Source organism: Synechococcus sp. WH 8016, assembly GCF_000230675.1.
In the GTDB taxonomy this organism is placed as follows: Bacteria; Cyanobacteriota; Cyanobacteriia; order PCC-6307; family Cyanobiaceae; genus Synechococcus_C.
This window is the reverse complement of sequence record NZ_AGIK01000001.1, coordinates 544821-561592: the sequence shown is the minus strand read 5'-3', so window position 1 is coordinate 561592 and position 16772 is coordinate 544821. Positions and strand designations below refer to the sequence as shown.

Below are 16772 nucleotides of genomic sequence, written 5' to 3'. Positions count from 1 at the left end.
TCCACTATGGCTAGAACCAGAGCTGCGTCGCCCGTGCAGGTAGTCCCAGGTGCAGCTCCACAGCCTGTGCCTGAATCTGGCCGATGTTTTTGGCGGCCTCCGTTTGCTGAATCGTCATCGCCAATCCCTTCAGGATCGCTAGCAAGCTGGTGGGGAAGGTGAGGATGAAGCCAGCGATTAAGCCGGCCATAACGCCGGTGATGAACAGAAGGGTGGGAGCCATCGCACAAAGGAACCATTCCCTTCAGGTTGCATCGATGGACTGGGATTGGAATCCCTCATCCGGGGGAGATCTCTCTGAGAGGCTCCGAAGAACGCCACAGGCCCTTCTTATCTCCCTCAGTTGAGGGATCCGTATGGATCGCTGTATCCCTCGTTTGAGGGAGAAAGACTTCGAGCGAGGGATATGCCTTTAACCACCTGCGGCGGAGCTTTCCCATGGGACACCCCGGGCATGGATCAAACAGAACCACAGGCAGACCCCGCCCATGACCATCGCTAGCGTTGACAGCAATGTCAGCACTGCTGGCAACTTCAGCCCCATGGCCACCCTCACGATCCGCAACCTCGACGACGCCGTGCGCGATCGCCTGCGGCAACGCGCCGCCGCGCATGGTCACTCGATGGAGGAAGAGGTGCGCCAGATCCTCCGCCAGGTGGTGAAACCGGCTGATATAGAAGCGCCCAGCGAGGGCCTGGGCTCCCGCATTCACAACCACTTTGCCCAGCTCGGGGGGGTCGCATTGGAGTTGCCATCACGGAGCGACACGCCAAAAGCACCGAGCCTTGAGTCGTGATTGTTCTCGACACGAATGTGCTGTCGGAACTGATGAGACAGCAACCAGCCGACGCTGTTCTGGCCTGGGCGAATCAGCTCAGCGCGCAGGACGTAGCGATCACAGCCATGAACGAAGCCGAGATCCTGCAGGGCATCGCGCGACTGCCTGACTCCCAACGCAGAGAGCAACTGCAGCAGGGCTGGGGAACGCTTCTTGGCACCGTTTTCCAGCAGCAGGTGTTGCCGTTCAACAGCGCGGCAGCGCAGTGGTTCGTGGCCCTGGTGAGCCATCGCGAAAGCATGGGAAGGCCGATCAGCACCGCCGACGCCGTGATCGCGGCGACGGCTCTGGCCCATGACGGACACCTGGCCACCCGCAACACCGCTGACTTCGAGGCCATCGGCCTGTCGTTGATCAATCCATGGGAGATGAATGGGCAAAACCCCTGATCAGGGCAAGAGCATCTGCGTCCTCGGCATTGACGCGGCATGGACGGCCCGTCAGCCCAGCGGCGTCGCCCTGGCGAAGAACACGGCTACAGGATGGAGCTGCCTGGCCATCGCCCCCAGCTACGCAGCTTTCATCGACCAGGCATCCGGCCAAAGCTGGGATCCAGAGCAGAAGGCCACGGGCAGCAGGCCAGACCCAACCGCACTGCTCCAGGCCTCCCAACAGCTCGCTGCAACAGAGGTGAGCTGCGTGTCGGTCGACATGCCCCTGGCGACCACACCAATAACCAGTCGACGGGCGGCAGACACCGCCATCTCGAGCCGGTTCGGACCCAAGGGTTGCGCCGTTCACAGCCCCTCAGCCAAACGCCCCGGCGCCATTGCCGATCAACTGCGCGCCGACTTCGCTGCCCTTGGCTACCCCCTTCACACCAACGGCAACGAACAGGCCGCCCCTGCCCTGATCGAGTGTTATCCCCACGTTGCCCTGCTGGCCTTGCTCAAGCGGGACTACCGCGTGCCCTACAAGGTGAGCCGCTCAGGCCAGTACTGGAAAGCGGAAAAACTGACACGCACCGAGCGAATTGAACGGTTACAGGGTCAATTCCAGGCCATCAGAACTGGACTTGAGGCCCATATCAGCGGCATACCGGACTTCATCCCCGCGCCATCCGAGGTGACAACACTGGCTTCACTCAAGCCCGTGGAAAACATGCTCAATGGCCTGATCTGCGCCTGGATCGGCATCGAACACCTCTCAGATCGAACCTTCGGCTTGGGGGATGACACCGCCACGATATGGATACCAAAAGAGGTCAAAACAAGAGAGGCTGTGTAAGCCAATAAGAGTCACTGGCATAACTAAGCTTCTGAACATCTGATCCCTATGTGAGTACTCGAGAAGTCAAAGACGGCCGAGAGTCATCAAAACGGCTTCTTGATTCCAGAGAAATTCACCCCGTGGAGCCAGTGGATTGATCTTTCGGCGATGTATACCTTCGCGCAATAGACCTTCCCGAAGCATGTTCCCCAGGGTGTTGCGATGAACTCCGAGATAAGAAGCTAATTCTCGAGTGCGCATCCAGGTAATAGGCGTTTCAGACATCTGAGTTAAGTCACTACGTCAATCTACCGGCGTTGAATTCAGTACCTCTAAAGCCTCTTTTTTGTGCTGATAGACAATGCTTCATTCTCGAGAAAAGCTGCCACACCAAGAGCAGCTGCCTCAATGTTCATGGCTCCTTCCAAGGCTTTGCAGGCAGCGGCCATTACTGAAGGAAGCTCTCGTCCCTGAAGGACGGTGCCGGCTTCGAGGTGGTGTTTCAGGCTGCGTTCGACGAGGGCAAGCAGCTCGTCCGCTCGTTCTGCTACCGAACGTGCCCGTGCTAACTGCTCCTGGCGGAAGGTTTCGAGCCGCAGCGCGTAGCGAGCGAGATCTTCAGTGGTTCGCGCTTCGGATACCTTCTTCAAAACGCTTGAGTCATATGCCTCTAGCCGCTCAGCCCATTGCCACTGTTCTGCTCGTCGGCGCAAGGTCGATTCGGAACAGCCCACAACATCCGCTGTCTGACTTAACTGTCGGCTCGGTCCGAAGGCACGATGGAGGACAAGCTGCTCAAAAGCTTCTGATGGTTCGCCAGGAAGCTGAGAAAAAGATGTCATTGTGCAATTGCCTTTTCCATCAGGCTTCCAAGGAATCGCAATTAGATGCAGGTGACTTCAACCCTGCGGCAGAACGAGAAGAAGTTAATAATAAACGCCGATAGTTTGTAGTTGTCGCTAGATCTCGCTTGAAGGAAAATCTCACCAATGCCCTTCCTCTTCCAACGGTTGGGGAGCTCCTAAGAAATCATGGCATTGATCCAATGATCTTTCATACAAACGCGATTGAGATAGGACCTGCAGACGTCTACACCACTGGGCTCGACCAATGGTTGGTAGGAAAGAATGCTGAAACATCCCATGGGCAATGTGTAACGCGCTCCAACAACTGTTCACTCTGGAGAAAAAGAACTGATCAGGCTGAGGGGGGTTGGTCACTGTTTTCTGTCGGAGTAAATCGCCAAGGCTGGCCAACGAACTTTCCAGCTTTTGTTGGCCACCGAATTCATCCATCACGGCGCACGCCGGGACCAAGAGGCTTGAAACTTGATGCCACGGGATGGGATGAAGTCAACCGAGGACTCATGCTCCCGCCCTTGAGCTTTGAGGGCGCCCAAGTTCTTCTTGGAGAGCACGGATTCTCATCAACACCGGAGACCTACACACCCGAACAAGCCTGGCTGTTCATCTTCAAGACACCAGAGGTGCCTGTCTGGATTGAGGAATCAGCACTGAAGGCGATGGCGGCTTGCTCGATCGGCCAGCTCGCAGTGGGAGTGAATGGCATCAATGGCTGGCATCAGAAAGGCCGTAGTGACCGACTCATGCCTGCTCTGAAGCTTCTTGCCAAGAAGGGCCGCAAGATCGTTGTTCGCTTCGACTGCCCAGGCTCCAGCAAAAGCCAATCCATCCATCAAGCCAGGAAGCTGGCACGGCGCATGGAGCGTGAAGGAGCCCGCAACGGCGGATGGTGGTGCTGGCTGCCGGACAAACCTGGCAAGACCGATGACTTCGTCGCAGCCCTAATCAAGGCGGACGCTGAAACGAAGCGCGAGCTGCGGGGTTGGCTGGATGCCTACGTCACCACATCCGCCACCAACAGCAACTACCGGCGCATCAAGGGCACTTGGACCACCCATCAGACCAAAGATGAGTTCAACGCTGATGACCTGTTGAAGGTCGCCGAGACGCATCGCGTGATCGTCTTGAAAGGTGCGACCGGAACAGGGAAGTCCAAGGCCATGTTGGCGGCCCTTGAATCTTTAGAAGACCACGCTCAGACCAAGTTCACCGTCCTTGGTGCCTACCACCGTTCTTCATTGGTGCATAAAGGAGCCCATGAGTTCGGGGTCAAGAACCTCAGCGCGCCCCCCAAATCGGCAGAAAGGGCTGGCCTCCATGAAGGGCTAACCATGCGGGATGGCTTGTTCTGCTGCGGTGAAAGCGCTTTCAAGGATTCGAGCGAACAAACCCTTTGGAAATGGCTCAGGGAACTCCGTGACAACCCACGACCGACGCTGCTGGTCCTTGATGAAATCAGCCAAGTTCTCGCGAACTGGACCATGGGAGGCACCGATGCGCTTCGCAGCATCCGCTCGAAGGCTCTGAACGCCTTGGAGGGATTACTCGCCCTGGACTGCATTCATGTCTGGGCGGCCGATGCCCTCGTTGGCGACATTGAGCTGAATTGGCTGAAAAGCATCACAGGCTGTGATCCGCTGCTGATCCACAGCACATTCACCCGTGAACGCGACCTGTTCATGGGGCTTCCGAACTCCACCAACGAACGGACCCTGAACTTGCGCTTAAACGATGTGATTCAAGCCCAACAACGGTTCTGGCTAGGGCATGGAACAGTCGCCGGCTTGCACCGATGCCTTGATGCACTTCCTGACTCGCAACCATCAGAGGAGCTAAGGATCACCGGAGAGAAGGAGAGTCGAGACGACCCTTGGGTACCTCGTCTGATGGCCAATGCAGAAGGCGAAGGCCCGCAATACAAACGCATTGGCTTCAGCCCCGCGGTGTCATGCGGGATCTCCATGGCAGCAACGCCAGTAGCACTGACAGCAATCGTTCAGGCCTATTGCTGGAAGGCAGAGGATGTGATCCAGGCTCTGAACCGAGCACGAAACAGCAGCCAACGCATCCTGCTTGCACCAAAGGTCGTGCCAGAGGCCGCCGGAATCACCAAAGAAACCACTGCGAAAGAGGCCTCCAAGGCCCTGGAAGAACGAATGAGGGCAGGGGCTCTTGATGACTACGCAGCGTTACTCGCAGATCGGCATCCAGCAACCAAAAGAGCCGTTGCCGAACTCGAAGCCCGCAACAACTTCGAGTGCTTCAACAACAGTTGGTGCCTTCATGGCCTGCTCCAGGAAGAGGGCTATCGCATTCGTGACCTCGAGGCACTTGAAAGACAGCAAGGGGAAGTGAATGAATCACCCCAGACAAAACAAAGTGACCGAAGAGAACGATCGCTGGAAGCAGCAGATGCTTTTCGCATGGAAGCTCTGCAGCGCCTAGCGCTGGGAACCTCGGATCTTGCCAGCGAGCGACGTGAGGCCAGACGATTGATTGCGGGAGGGTCGTTTCTTGATCTTGCGGAAGTCGATGTGAGCGAGACTTGGAAAGTGGCACAGGAGCTACAACTCGACGATCTGATCAAGGCGACAACAGTCTTTAGAAACAGCCCAGAACTCATCACGGTCTGGAGGCAACTTCAAGCTTTGGATCGCTCAGGAGTGAAGCGGGTTGCACGAGCACTTGGATGCAGACCAGACCGACTTCCAGGCCCGATGGACTTCATAGACGTTCGCAAGATCTGGCCCTTGATCAAGGTCCTGGGATTTCAAGTGAAAAAGACAGGAGAAACAAGAGCCAATGGCAAGATCTGGATGATTGAGCCAATAGACATCAACTCAAAGTGACCGTCGTCGATCTGGCATGGAGTTCTATACCCCCGTCATGTCAGATCGCAGACCATCAGCAAAAGATTCTCAAATGCAGAATCTCCAAGAGCTTTTATAAAGCGATCACACGTTCATCTCATACCTAATCAGACGAGCGACTTACAGAACTGTCCCCAAAGCCGTCCCCAAAAGTGTCCCCAAAAACAAAACCACAACTCACCCATGTCTTCAGTCATTGCAGTTGATCTGGGCCATCAGAGCACAAGGGTTGAAATTCACCAAGTACTACGACGCCTGATCGAAAAAGAATTACGTTGGACTTAAGCGCGATCGATAGGAGTCGTACACAACGACCTCCACTTCACACCATAAAGATCCCCACCTGGGGGTCTTTTTTATGAGGGACTACATCGTCCAGCGAACAGCAGTGCTACATTAACAGTCGCCACAATTACGAATCGACCAGTAAATAAGAACATTTTCAGCTTTCCTCAAAACAGAAAGCAAATGAAAATTGGCATGATATTTTTGCATAGCCAATAAATGGTCTTCAAAAATTCGACAAAGAAGAATATCTAACGATAGTCAAATTTGAGGTCAAATTAGAAAGACCATCCACACATACGACTCAAATCAGGTGCCAGGATAATGACTCCGTACTAGATACTCCAAGCGCTCTTGCACATAATGTTCCGACATAGAATCGATACGACAGATCAACTCATCTCGATAAGAGCTTAGGCCATTGCAACCTTTCAATGGATCTAAAAGCAGATCCAGAAGATAAGACCTAGCGTTAACGTGATTCATACTCTTAAATCTCCTTTAGTGATTGAGCAAATGAAGATGCGTAATCATGCCTACGTATAATCTTAGTCTTTAATCATCAACAAAGTCAATCATGATTTTTAAATACGAGGCTAATAATGACAACACCGTACTTAGGCTGACGGATGAGACTCATAACGTCTCAATCTCGATAAGTTCAGGTACAACGCATAACCCTGATTTCTTGATTTCAGGATCAGAGTTACAGAGACGAAGTAGAAGAGTTCTTTGATCAAGCTCGGACAAAGAGCCATCTGACGCCCACTTGAGGCAAGTGGAATCAAGGCAGTTTTCTCTTGGGATTCTGGTGGCTAAACGAGTCACTGAAATCACCAGTTGTATAGAAACAATTATCAAACAATATTTTGAACAGCAAACCCCCATTCGGAGAAAAGTCGTCTAAAAAAGAGATGATTTAAAGAAAAACTAGCAACTAGAAATCGCAGACGGAGCATCTTTGAAAAAAGAAATTCAAGGGCATTACTTGGAAATAGCGCGGTGGTGTGTATAGTGATATGTTGGCGTATCAGGAGAGGATGATTGCCGAAGCATATCTAGTTGAGCGCGACAAACTGAAAGGGACCTCAGAATTTGATCTTCCGCAATCTCGAGATCGCAAATTCTTGCAGCTGATGATGCTTGCAGTCTTTCCATGATCATGATGGCGAATTAAAAAAATAGACCTAAATAAACAACTGAAGATTCACCTTGCATCGGTATAAATAAGTATCGCATGAATAAAACAGCTGCTCACGGTTTCTCAGACAAAACTCAGACAACTTGCAACTTGCTTTCAGTCAAAGAGCTATGATATTTACCCTACACCACCTGCTCTGAGCACAGATTTTTAACTTAATGCGTTGTAGAAATCAGTTGACCAGGGTGTGGGCCTTGTACAAATGTCAGCCCTGATGGAATGCCTACTGATCTGCTGGGATGCAGTCACCAGAAGAGCCATAGCATTTGAGGTCGCATAGGCCGCTTACAACATGTTCAGGAAAGGGGTTAACGACAATATGACTTAGTTGCAGACCAGCTTGAACAGGGAAGAACAGTAGTTAAAGCAGTGGTAGTGATTTCCTACCCGTCAACAAGAACAACCTAGCCCATCTCATTGAGAGGCATTTTCAATGAAATCGGTGCTAGATAGTCAAGAACTGCCGTTAGCCGATGTCAGAAGAGCAACTCAAGGCCTTCCTGGAAAAAGTCCAAAGCGATGCCAGACTTCAAGAGATGCTTATAGCAGAAGCGAATGCCGATGCTATTGCTAATATTGCAAAAAAGGAAGGATTTAGCATCTCTATTGACTTAATCAAAAACGCACAATCAGTATCTGAACTTGGAAAAAATGGAGGACGTGGGTGGTGGCTAGAGTAATAGGCGCGAAATCAACTTTGCGGATAATATTATAAAACAATTATTATAACCTTGCCTAATCATTGCCATCGTCAATCCATGATCTTGGTCGCATCAATTGATACGCATACGAGTAAAGTCAGCACGAAGTATTGAATTTAGTAATATTGCATTCTACCAACATTGTTTTTTATAAGGCTTATCCAGAACAATTTGGAAGCTCTGCAGCATTTAGCACTAGGAACCTCGCACCTTACCAGCACACAACGTGAACCCAAATGATTGATTGCGGGAGGGTCGTTTCTTGATCTTGCGGAAGTCGATGTGAGCGAGACCTGGGCAGTCACCCAGGAGTTAAAGCTCGACGAACTCATCAAGTCGAAAACAATCTCGAGAAATAGCCCAGAGATCAGCGCGGTTTGGAACCAACTGCAAACGTTGAATCGCCGAGAAACAAAGCGAGTTGGACGAGCACTGGGCTGCAGAGCAGACCGTCTTCCAGGCCCCATGGAAAGCATCGACGTACGCAGGATCTGGCCCTTGATAAGAAGAGTGGGTTTCAGAGAACGAAGGACAGGCCAAACTAGACACGACGGCAACATCTGGACGATTGAACCAATCGACCTCAGCTAGCGATCACCGTCATCGATCTGGCATGGAGTTCTATACCCCCGTCATGTCAGATCGTTGACCATCTGAATCTCTTGATCAATATTCAATCCCAGCTCTGATGAACGGGAGGGAGCGATCCTTTGGAGACCAGCACCGACCTCTGGGGGGAAGACAGGCCGCGGAAACTCACTGGTTTCCCTCTGCACTAACCCATGAATCCGTTAGGGACACTTTAGAAACAGGCAAGTTTAGACATGCTGAATCAAGTCACCACCGACAACTCACACAGGCCTGACCTGTTGCAGCCAAGAGTTGAGCTGCATCCCACTAGGTACCGCTTGAGGCCATTGCTGGAGAATCCGAGACACCAACAATCCCTGTAGTAACCAGAAGAAAATGAATACAACTGAGCCGCAACAAGACACAGGAGCGACCAGTAATTCAGGAACAACGTTGAAAAGCTAAGTCCACGGACTCAAGTTTCGGAACACTCGGGCAGTCAAATTCTGATCAATGCCCCAACTCAATTCAGGCTGGACACGCGAGGCTCAGCAGGTCAAACCGAATTTGGCAGGATTACCAGTCAGATCAGCCATTGATATCGCGATGCAAGACAATGCCCAAGAACTAAAAGAAGAACTTCGATCACAGCCCTTTTACATCGCTCCGACACGAACACAACCTGGACACAAAATCAAATCAATCTCTAAAACTGCAAGCATCAAAAAGGCATTCTGAGGTCATCAGTAATCTTGAACGGAAGATTGCCGCAATGGCTGTCGTAGCTCAGGCTAAGCACTCTCCTGGCTATAGCTTGAGCAAAGCGACAGAGCAGAGCTAAGACAATTTTATGAAGGAAGATCGCTCTAAACGATTTGCTTTCGACCCTGTCACTCCTGAGGAGGCAGGGACAGTGAAAGATGCCCAGGGTTGCGAACTGTTTCCTAGCGACCCTGGCTTTCTAGAAGCTCTCGCCAGGAAGAAGGGCTTCGAGTTGGTGATCGAAGGTGAGATGATCAGGCCTAAAGAGTGACCTCCCAGACTTCAAGATCTTGAGCATTGACCTTGATCAGCCTTTGCGGCTGACAACGAGAGCCCGAAGGCACGAACACCCCACCTCCTGAAGGCATTGCAGGCATGAATTCAGTCAGAGCATGGTTTTCGTTCATCGCGAATTTGGCCACGACGCCGAAGTCAGACAAAAAACCTCGAGAGTCAGATACTTACGTTTTGACAGAGTCGCCTTAGTGGCGGCCTCGGCCGCTAACGCAGTCAAAACACTGCGCCATCAGGCAACTGCTCAAGATCAAACTTGGCCTCTTTCTCCACCCTCACTTGTGTCGCCCCCGGAATCACAAGCTCATAGCCGAGTTTCTCAGCCACACGACTCATGGCGAAGACCATGTCACGAACCTGGTCGCCGCCGGCGCAATTTATCCCTTGGCAGTACATCTCATCCAGGGCCTCGCGAATCGGACCGCCATGTCCATAAAGATGAAAGAACTCATAACGAGGGTCACCATTGCCGTTGGATGACCCCATGACAACGACGCAAGAGCTTTCAACCTCAATCAGCATTGATCTGTAGCTCATACGGAGGCGTTGTCTACGGAACGGAACCCCATACGGCTTAGCCCATTCATCTTCTTGAGATAGACGAACCAACGCTGGAACCGAGCAAATGACTACAAAGGAGAGAGACGAGGATGCTGCTCAATTGCTCAACGTTGACCTCGATCACACAAAATTCCAGGGGCAACTCAGGGTTTTGCCCTTCAAATTAATTGCAAAAACTTGGGCGAAAGAGGCAGCAACGGCCACCAGGGCCAGCGTTGATCAGCAGGATTCACACCATCTCCAGCCACCACACTCCCCATCACTGCAGTGATTCTGCAGAGGAATGGATCAGGGAAGGGGGAAACCACCAACAGCACAAAGGCGACTAATGTCAGACTGAACTCAGAGCCGCCCCGGATTCCCGTTTGTGCCAGTCGGGTTGAAAAAAGACACCAAAGGATACCCACTACCAAACCATTGATGCCCAACTGAGCACGACTCATGTTGCATAGGAGTACATAAAAATAGCAACCGAATCCAACTTCTTTCGGACGGAATCATATCAACTGATAGCTTTTCACCATTTCGCAAACAACCAAGCGAGCAGCAGCATCAATAGTAGACCTGCTTAAGCATCTCATTAATTCAAGCTTTTTGCAAGCTTTCCTTAGTATTTAAGCCTGAAATTATACGACCAAACCCTAGCAAGTCATTCTTATTTCGACAGGACAAAACAGAATCACCCTTGGCTTCAGCACCAATAGGATGTTCCATAAAGACAATCCCAAGACTGCACGCGCAATTGAACCAAATCCAGCAATACCAGAAACGGGATGATTGATGATCGCAGTAGAAACAGAAAAATTATTGTTACCCATTGCATTCATGCCAATCCCATTCACATCTGCCGAGTCCAAAGGAACCCTCGAATTACCAGAATTAACAGTTGCGTTAGTATGGATAATATCTTCAATAAGCCCACTCGAAGGGTGGATCTCATGACGATTCAGGCCACTTAGCAGCGAGGAACCTATTGCGAAATAGATAGAACCAACACGAAGCCGATCACATGCCCTGGTGCGAAGGCTGCCCCACTGGGCTCGGTGATGCCACCGCTGCCATCTGGGTGCCGGCAAACCTGCTGGATTGATCGCTATGGCGCCAGTTGGGATGACGGTGGTGGCGGTGCATTGAGCAGAGCGAGCGTCAAACCCACCTAGAGTGAAGATCTCCACGCCACCAGGCGGCCACCTCCGTGCCGCCACCTCTGCGACCACCCGGCTTGCGCTTTTGAAGCGCGCAGCAGGCATGGCCTGGCTACTTTGATTCCACAACCCGTACAACACTCCAATCGGACCCTCGCCACCAACGAGGCCATTTCAGACAGCACAACACCAGCAGTTGTTTACTGCGAAGGTCACTTCTCCGGACTCGATGGCAAGACGGCCCACGGTTTAGTGCGGTCCTGCGACGTGTACAGCATCCGCGCTGTGATCGACAGCCAATGTGCAGGCCTCGACGCAGGATTCGTGCTCGATGGCATCGCCAACGGAATCCCCATCGTGGCCGACCTGGCAGCAGCCATGGCTTTGCTGGGAGGATCGAAGGCAACTCTGATCTACGGCATGGCTCCAGCCAGCGGGCTGTTCAGCGATGAGGACCGCCACATGCTGCTGACGGCGATGGCCGCCGGGCTCAATCTGGTGAGCGGGATGCGCGAATTCCTCGGTAAGGAGGCCGCCTTCCAGGCTGCTGCGAAACACCATGGCGTGACGATCCGCGACGTGCGTCGTCCCTCAGCCCTCAAGGATCTCAAGCTGTTCAGCGGCAGCATCAGCCGTGTTCGCTGCGCCCGCATCGCCGTGCTCGGCACGGACGGTGCCATCGGCAAGCGCACCACAGCCACACTGCTGGTTCAGGCCCTACGGGGCCATGGCATCAGGGCTGTGTTGGTGAGCACGGGCCAGACCGGCCTGATCCAGGGGGGCCGATTCGGGGTGCCTCTCGATGCAATCCCCTCCCAGTTCGGCTCCGGAGAGGTGGAGGCCGCAGTGGTCGCGGCCTACGAGGCCGAACATCCGCAGGTGATCGTGATTGAAGGCCAAGGAGCCCTCAGCCATCCGGCCTACCTCTCCTCGAGTTTCATTCTGCGAGGGAGCCAGCCCCAGGCCGTGATCCTGCAGCATGCGCCGGCACGGCGTTGTCTGAGTGATTTTCCCTTTGCGCCGATCCCCACCCCAGCCAGTGAGATTCGGCTGATCGAGTCCTTCGCCCCAACGCGGGTGATCGGTCTCACGATCAACCACGAAGGCATGAATGAAGCCCAGCTCACCGCGGCGATCGCCCTCTGTGAGGCTGAACTCTCCATCCCGGTGACCGATGCCATCAGCCGGCCCGCGGCGAATCTGGTGGCCATGGTGGTGCGCGCCTTCCCTGAACTCAGTGGCGTACGGCAGCCGGTGGGCCTTTGAGTGCCCCTCGCCTCGAGATCAACCTCCAAAAACTGCATCACAACGCCCGAACCCTGGTTAAGCGACTGGCCGGCCAGGGGATCGCGGTGACCGGCGTGAGCAAGGCCACGCTCGGAATGTTTGAAATCGTGCACACCTGGCTGGGCGCAGGCGTGGGCTCCATCGGCGAATCGCGCATTGAAACCATCGAAGCCCTGGTGCGCAGCGGCATCACCGTGCCGCTGCTGTTGGTGCGCTCGCCGATGCTTAGCCAGGTGGAACGGGTGGTGGCCAGTGCATCGATCAGTTGCAACACAGACCTCGGCGTGCTCAACGCCCTGGCCGCCGCAGCGAAGCAGCAGGGTCGACGCCACGGGGTGCTGCTGATGGTGGAACTCGGCGATCTGCGGGAGGGAATTCTGCCGGCAGACCTGGAATCGGTGGCTCAGCAGATCCTGGCCATGGCCAATCTGCAGCTGATGGGCATCGGCACCAACCTTGGCTGCCAGAACGGCATCGCACCCGATGCGCAGAATATGGGGGATCTCTCCAGGCTCACGACGGCCCTGGAGCAACGCTTCCATCTGACCTTGCCCTGGTGCTCCGGCGGCAATTCCGCCAATCTCCCCTGGCTGGCCGCTGGCGGTGATCCAGCGCGGATCAATCACCTTCGCTTGGGGGAGGCCCTGCTGCTGGGCCGCGAACCCCTCCATCGCACGGCGATCCCTGGCCTGCACACCGATGCCATCAGCCTGGTGGCCGAGGTAATTGAAGCCACACACAAGCCCAGCCAACCCTGGGGCGAGCGCGGCCGCACAAGCTTCGAGGGATCGCCGAGTGCTCCGCGTCGCGAGGGATCGTCCCAGCGTGTTCAGCGTGCCCTGCTGGCGTTGGGAGAACAGGATGTGGATCCGGCTGGCCTCATCCCCCCCCGGGGCACTGTGATCCGGGGCGCCTCCAGCGACCACTTGGTGGTGGAAAGCCCTGGGCAGCTTTTGGCTGTGGGTGATGAACAGCGCTACGAGCTCAGTTACAGCGCCCTGCTCCGAGCAATGACTTCTCCCTTCGTGGACCGTTGCTTGGTAGATGGTTCCATTATCGCTCCATCCGCCCGTTGCCGATGATGGGGATTGCTTGATGGAGGTGCCTGATGCCATCGCTTGATTTAGAAGGCGACGACAGAAACACCTCCAAAAATCCATTCCGGACCACGAGATCGCAATTTCAGCCAACCCGTGGCGACGATTTGTTAACCGGCTCCAGTGACAGGCAGTGCACTGCGGGAATGTTCGCCCTCAACTGCTGCAGAGCCTGCTTGAGGCTGGCATCGGCACCGGCGGGACTTGTCCAGTGGGATGTCGCGAGGATGAACCCACGATGTCAATGTTGATCATTCCGCCGTCTCAAGCGAGCCACATCCCACGACGCTTTCGAGAGGACTTCTCTCAGCTGATCAAGAAGGAATTGCTTTGCATCATTCCAGGCCTCCTGATTCGCGAGCCCTTTAGGGAAGAACAGATGACTCGCAAAAGCCGATCTAATGGCTCTGAGATGCCGAAGCAGTTGCTCATAATTCAGCCCAGTTGCACAAAATGCCAGGGACAACTCAGGGACAAGCTCCTTAGACCTATTGCTGCAACTAAGAGCAAATTGGCAGCAGCGACCACCAGGGCCAGCGCTGATCAGCGGGATCGCTATCTGCATCCACGCTTGATCCTCAGTTCCGCACATATCAATTTTGTACCCTTATCGAGGCGCTGTCGTTGATGTCATCGTCCTGAAGATTCAGGATCTTTAGGCTGGTTGAGTTTGCAGTTCAGACCAGAGCTTCAGTTGATTGTGCAAGACATCAAACACCGAATCGATACGATCGGATTCCGGTTTGGCAATCGAGAGAATCAGAGCCAGATGATCCAGATGCCGGCGTTCTTCTGGCTCGTAAGGACCGTCAGATCGCATCAACTCTGATGCCATGGCGTAAGCGGTGAGTGATTGGCTGCTGCTCAGCGCCTGAGCCGCTTCAAGCATGAGCGCGTTGTTACCGATTTCCCGGCGGCGTGTCAGGAGGCAATCGATCAGATCAATCATGGATTGCTCACGCATGTTGCAGTAGGGCTCGCGGTAATCGAGCGCATGGCGAAAGGCCCGTCCCCCCGCTGGAGTGAGCGAGCCATCCCAAGCAACAGCTGTCAATCCAATGGCAGCAAAGGCGGTCAGCGAGTCCATAACAGCAGCATTTCGGTGTCTGTTTTCAATGCTGGCGTCACCATGGTGATGATCACCATTTGATGCCCCAGTACTCTCAATGTGCTCTTTGCTGCTCCAGTCTGATCGTGCTGTTGATCACCATTTCAAGCACTTGAGTAGAACCACTCACTTGCCTTATTTGTGTTTCCTGAGCCTGCAGCCTGCGGTGGCTTGTGTGCACTGCTGCTAAACCAAAGGAATGAACCGAACTGACATGGGCCTTGTCTGGTTGAAAGCCCCTGCTGCAGTTTTGCTGTGTGGCGCGCTTCTCGGGGCTGGTTTTCCTCAGCCCGATGCCAAACGCATGCTGGGTACCTGGGTGCTGACCGATAATGACAATGTGCCATTCAATCTGATCCTGCGAGCCGATGGTTCTTCGCTCACAGTGATCGGCAAACGTCATCCCGATCTTGGAGTGCCGCAGCGCATGACGCGTAATCAGCTGTTGGAGACCGGCAGCTGGCAGCCCTGGGGGAACGGCATCCGCTCGACCTACCGTGACGGTTGGACCGACACGATTCAACTCGGCCCGGCTGGTCTGGTCCAGTGGTCATGGAAACCAGGAGCCTCACTGAATGGAGGCCCCAGCAATCACGGCAAGGCGGTGCAACTCACGCGTCCGGTCTCGGCTTGGGTGGGAGCGTACAAACTGCAGCCAACCCAGCCCGAGAAACCCCCCTATCTCGCGGTGCTCACCTCCTCGGGAATGGCTTTTAACAACATCGATCAAGTGGCCGATGGCTCCTGGTCGCTGCGGGACAATGGCAGCGTGATGATCAAGTGGACCAGCGGTTGGCGCAGTCTGATCAAGCCACCAGCAAGCGGCATCCCGGCCCCAAAGCAAACGATCTCTGTGCAGCACTGGAGGCCAGGAGTGCCGATCAGCGAACCCGCTAGTGCTATTCGCAGCGGTACGCGGCTCTGATCTCGAAGCCAGCAGCCTTGGCAACGGCCGCTTGCACCAGCTATGGGCGTCATCCACGCGTGAGGACTAGCCAATGTCCAACAAACGAAGCATCGGAGTTCTTCTCTTTGAAGGGTTTGAACTTCTTGATGTCTTTGGTCCACTGGAAATGTATGGAATGGCAGCAGACCATTTCGACATCCGCCTGATCTGTGAGCATGGCGGCGTGATCGCCAGCCACCAGGGGCCCGAGAGCATCGTGGATTGTTCTTTTTGCAATGCACAAGCGTTTGATCTGCTGTTGGTTCCGGGCGGGCCAGGTACACGGCATGAGGTTGGCAATCAGGTGCTGTTGGATTGGTTGAAGGATCAGTCGCAGCGAGCCACTCTCGTGACCTCCGTCTGTACTGGCAGTGCCCTACTGGCCAAATCCGGCGTGCTGGATGGGGTACGTGCCACCACCAACAAGATGGCCTTCGATTGGGTGACGTCCCAGAGCGAGAAGGTGCAGTGGCAGAAACAAGCGCGCTGGGTGGAAGATGGCAAGTTCTTCACCTCATCGGGCGTGTCCGCTGGAATTGATATGTCGCTCGCTGTCATTGCCAAGCTGGTCAGCCAGCAAGCGGCAGAGCAAGCCGCCAATTTTGCGGAGTACGTCTGGCATCGCGATCCGAGCTGGGATCCTTTCGCCAAATTGCATGGTCTGGTTGACGATTGATCCCTCTATGCCTCAGTGATCGTCTTTGCTGCTGTTATACAGATGTCTTGGGTAGCTTTGCCTCGGCAGCTTGGGCGCGAGACATATCGTTTGAGAGTCCAATTTCCCAGGCAGGATGTTCCGCCTTTTGTGGAGCAGCTATCGAAGCGAGAAATCAAAGTGGTGTCAGCCCTGGTTTTGGCTTGAGCAACTAAGCGGTTGCCAACCAATTGTTGATTTCACTGGAAACAGTGAAAATGCATCTTGCCAATGTCATTGGTGCCAAGGGCTGCACCCAACTTGTGTTGAAAGCGATTGCTTACGGGTTGGTCGGTCTCCACGGTTTACTCCTCTCGAACAGCGGATATGCTCTGCACGC

General features: G+C 54.0%; 16 protein-coding genes. 10 read left to right on the top strand and 6 right to left on the bottom strand.

Annotated features, from left to right (window positions below; translation table 11 throughout):
• Positions 1 to 10 precede the first annotated feature (10 nt).
• Entirely contained in the window at positions 11 to 223 is a 213-nt protein-coding gene (locus SYN8016DRAFT_RS15245; protein WP_006852763.1) for a hypothetical protein, read from the bottom strand.
• A gap of 265 nt (positions 224 to 488) precedes the next feature.
• Between SYN8016DRAFT_RS15245 and SYN8016DRAFT_RS02940 the strand changes: the two genes are divergently transcribed.
• From SYN8016DRAFT_RS02940 to SYN8016DRAFT_RS02930, 3 genes are read left to right on the top strand one after another with little or no spacing between them, the layout of a single operon-like run.
• Positions 489 to 797, top strand: a complete 309-nt coding sequence (locus SYN8016DRAFT_RS02940; protein WP_006852762.1) for an Arc family DNA-binding protein — start codon at positions 489 to 491, stop codon at positions 795 to 797.
• Positions 794 to 1228, top strand: coding sequence for a type II toxin-antitoxin system VapC family toxin (locus tag SYN8016DRAFT_RS02935; protein WP_006852761.1), 435 nt, complete (start codon positions 794 to 796; stop codon positions 1226 to 1228). The genes SYN8016DRAFT_RS02940 and SYN8016DRAFT_RS02935 overlap by 4 nt, the downstream gene beginning before the upstream one ends.
• The gene (locus tag SYN8016DRAFT_RS02930; RefSeq protein ID WP_006852760.1) at positions 1212 to 2066 is read left to right on the top strand and encodes a DUF429 domain-containing protein; all 855 of its coding nucleotides are present in this window, start codon (positions 1212 to 1214) and stop codon (positions 2064 to 2066) included. The genes SYN8016DRAFT_RS02935 and SYN8016DRAFT_RS02930 overlap by 17 nt, the downstream gene beginning before the upstream one ends.
• A gap of 314 nt (positions 2067 to 2380) precedes the next feature.
• Here the strand turns inward: SYN8016DRAFT_RS02930 and SYN8016DRAFT_RS02920 are convergent, their stop codons facing one another.
• The gene (locus SYN8016DRAFT_RS02920) at positions 2381 to 2890 is read right to left on the bottom strand and encodes a hypothetical protein (RefSeq protein WP_006852758.1); all 510 of its coding nucleotides are present in this window, start codon (positions 2888 to 2890) and stop codon (positions 2381 to 2383) included.
• A gap of 479 nt (positions 2891 to 3369) precedes the next feature.
• On the opposite strand from SYN8016DRAFT_RS02920, the gene SYN8016DRAFT_RS02910 reads away from it, so the two are divergent.
• From SYN8016DRAFT_RS02910 to SYN8016DRAFT_RS02895, 3 genes are all read left to right on the top strand, one after another.
• Positions 3370 to 5760 (top strand): DUF3854 domain-containing protein, encoded by a 2391-nt coding sequence (locus tag SYN8016DRAFT_RS02910; protein ID WP_038013213.1) that lies wholly within the window; start codon positions 3370 to 3372, stop codon positions 5758 to 5760.
• Positions 5761 to 7740: 1980 nt separating this feature from the next.
• Positions 7741 to 7947 carry a Nif11-like leader peptide family RiPP precursor gene (locus tag SYN8016DRAFT_RS02905; RefSeq protein WP_006852755.1) on the top strand — a complete coding sequence of 69 codons (207 nt, stop codon included), beginning with the start codon at positions 7741 to 7743 and terminating at the stop codon, positions 7945 to 7947.
• A gap of 1104 nt (positions 7948 to 9051) precedes the next feature.
• Positions 9052 to 9276 (top strand): hypothetical protein, encoded by a 225-nt coding sequence (locus SYN8016DRAFT_RS02895; protein ID WP_006852754.1) that lies wholly within the window; start codon positions 9052 to 9054, stop codon positions 9274 to 9276.
• 534 nt (positions 9277 to 9810) lie between these two features.
• On the opposite strand, the gene SYN8016DRAFT_RS02880 is transcribed toward SYN8016DRAFT_RS02895, so the two are convergent.
• The 3 genes from SYN8016DRAFT_RS02880 to SYN8016DRAFT_RS14840 all read right to left on the bottom strand — a co-directional run bounded on the left by SYN8016DRAFT_RS02880 (position 9811) and on the right by SYN8016DRAFT_RS14840 (position 11405).
• Entirely contained in the window at positions 9811 to 10080 is a 270-nt protein-coding gene (locus tag SYN8016DRAFT_RS02880; protein WP_141561324.1) for a hypothetical protein, read from the bottom strand.
• A 233-nt stretch (positions 10081 to 10313) separates the two neighbouring features.
• Entirely contained in the window at positions 10314 to 10598 is a 285-nt protein-coding gene (locus tag SYN8016DRAFT_RS02875; RefSeq protein WP_006852751.1) for a hypothetical protein, read from the bottom strand.
• A 198-nt stretch (positions 10599 to 10796) separates the two neighbouring features.
• On the bottom strand, positions 10797 to 11405 hold the full coding sequence (locus SYN8016DRAFT_RS14840; RefSeq protein ID WP_006852750.1) for a hypothetical protein: 609 nt from the start codon (positions 11403 to 11405) through the stop codon (positions 10797 to 10799).
• 12 nt (positions 11406 to 11417) lie between these two features.
• Here SYN8016DRAFT_RS14840 and SYN8016DRAFT_RS02870 point away from each other — a divergent pair, with 12 nt between their 5' ends.
• Both SYN8016DRAFT_RS02870 and SYN8016DRAFT_RS02865 read left to right on the top strand, forming a co-directional pair.
• A complete protein-coding gene (locus SYN8016DRAFT_RS02870; RefSeq protein ID WP_006852749.1) occupies positions 11418 to 12566 on the top strand; it encodes a DUF1611 domain-containing protein in 1149 nt (382 codons plus the stop codon).
• Entirely contained in the window at positions 12563 to 13669 is a 1107-nt protein-coding gene (locus tag SYN8016DRAFT_RS02865) for an alanine/ornithine racemase family PLP-dependent enzyme (protein ID WP_006852748.1), read from the top strand. The genes SYN8016DRAFT_RS02870 and SYN8016DRAFT_RS02865 overlap by 4 nt, the downstream gene beginning before the upstream one ends.
• 670 nt (positions 13670 to 14339) lie before the next feature.
• Here the strand turns inward: SYN8016DRAFT_RS02865 and SYN8016DRAFT_RS02855 are convergent.
• A complete protein-coding gene (locus SYN8016DRAFT_RS02855; RefSeq protein ID WP_006852746.1) occupies positions 14340 to 14771 on the bottom strand; it encodes a tellurite resistance TerB family protein in 432 nt (143 codons plus the stop codon).
• 235 nt (positions 14772 to 15006) lie between these two features.
• Between SYN8016DRAFT_RS02855 and SYN8016DRAFT_RS02850 the strand changes: the two genes are divergently transcribed.
• The gene (locus SYN8016DRAFT_RS02850) at positions 15007 to 15717 is read left to right on the top strand and encodes a hypothetical protein (protein ID WP_006852745.1); all 711 of its coding nucleotides are present in this window, start codon (positions 15007 to 15009) and stop codon (positions 15715 to 15717) included.
• A gap of 73 nt (positions 15718 to 15790) precedes the next feature.
• A complete protein-coding gene (locus SYN8016DRAFT_RS02845) occupies positions 15791 to 16414 on the top strand; it encodes a DJ-1/PfpI family protein (protein WP_006852744.1) in 624 nt (207 codons plus the stop codon).
• Positions 16415 to 16772 lie beyond the last annotated feature (358 nt).

Bases quoted from the DNA above. Each gene is read 5' to 3' on its own strand.
- SYN8016DRAFT_RS15245 (WP_006852763.1), bottom strand. From the start codon at position 223: ATGGCTCCCACCCTTCTGTTCATCACCGGCGTTATGGCCGGCTTAATC.
- SYN8016DRAFT_RS02940 (WP_006852762.1), top strand. From the start codon at position 489: ATGACCATCGCTAGCGTTGACAGCAATGTCAGCACTGCTGGCAACTTC.
- SYN8016DRAFT_RS02930 (WP_006852760.1), top strand. From the start codon at position 1,212: ATGGGCAAAACCCCTGATCAGGGCAAGAGCATCTGCGTCCTCGGCATT.
- SYN8016DRAFT_RS02920 (WP_006852758.1), bottom strand. From the start codon at position 2,890: ATGACATCTTTTTCTCAGCTTCCTGGCGAACCATCAGAAGCTTTTGAG.
- SYN8016DRAFT_RS02905 (WP_006852755.1), top strand. From the start codon at position 7,741: ATGTCAGAAGAGCAACTCAAGGCCTTCCTGGAAAAAGTCCAAAGCGAT.
- SYN8016DRAFT_RS02895 (WP_006852754.1), top strand. From the start codon at position 9,052: ATGCCCCAACTCAATTCAGGCTGGACACGCGAGGCTCAGCAGGTCAAA.
- SYN8016DRAFT_RS02880 (WP_141561324.1), bottom strand. From the start codon at position 10,080: ATGGGGTCATCCAACGGCAATGGTGACCCTCGTTATGAGTTCTTTCAT.
- SYN8016DRAFT_RS02875 (WP_006852751.1), bottom strand. From the start codon at position 10,598: ATGAGTCGTGCTCAGTTGGGCATCAATGGTTTGGTAGTGGGTATCCTT.
- SYN8016DRAFT_RS14840 (WP_006852750.1), bottom strand. From the start codon at position 11,405: ATGCCTGCTGCGCGCTTCAAAAGCGCAAGCCGGGTGGTCGCAGAGGTG.
- SYN8016DRAFT_RS02855 (WP_006852746.1), bottom strand. From the start codon at position 14,771: ATGGACTCGCTGACCGCCTTTGCTGCCATTGGATTGACAGCTGTTGCT.
- SYN8016DRAFT_RS02850 (WP_006852745.1), top strand. From the start codon at position 15,007: ATGGGCCTTGTCTGGTTGAAAGCCCCTGCTGCAGTTTTGCTGTGTGGC.
- SYN8016DRAFT_RS02845 (WP_006852744.1), top strand. From the start codon at position 15,791: ATGTCCAACAAACGAAGCATCGGAGTTCTTCTCTTTGAAGGGTTTGAA.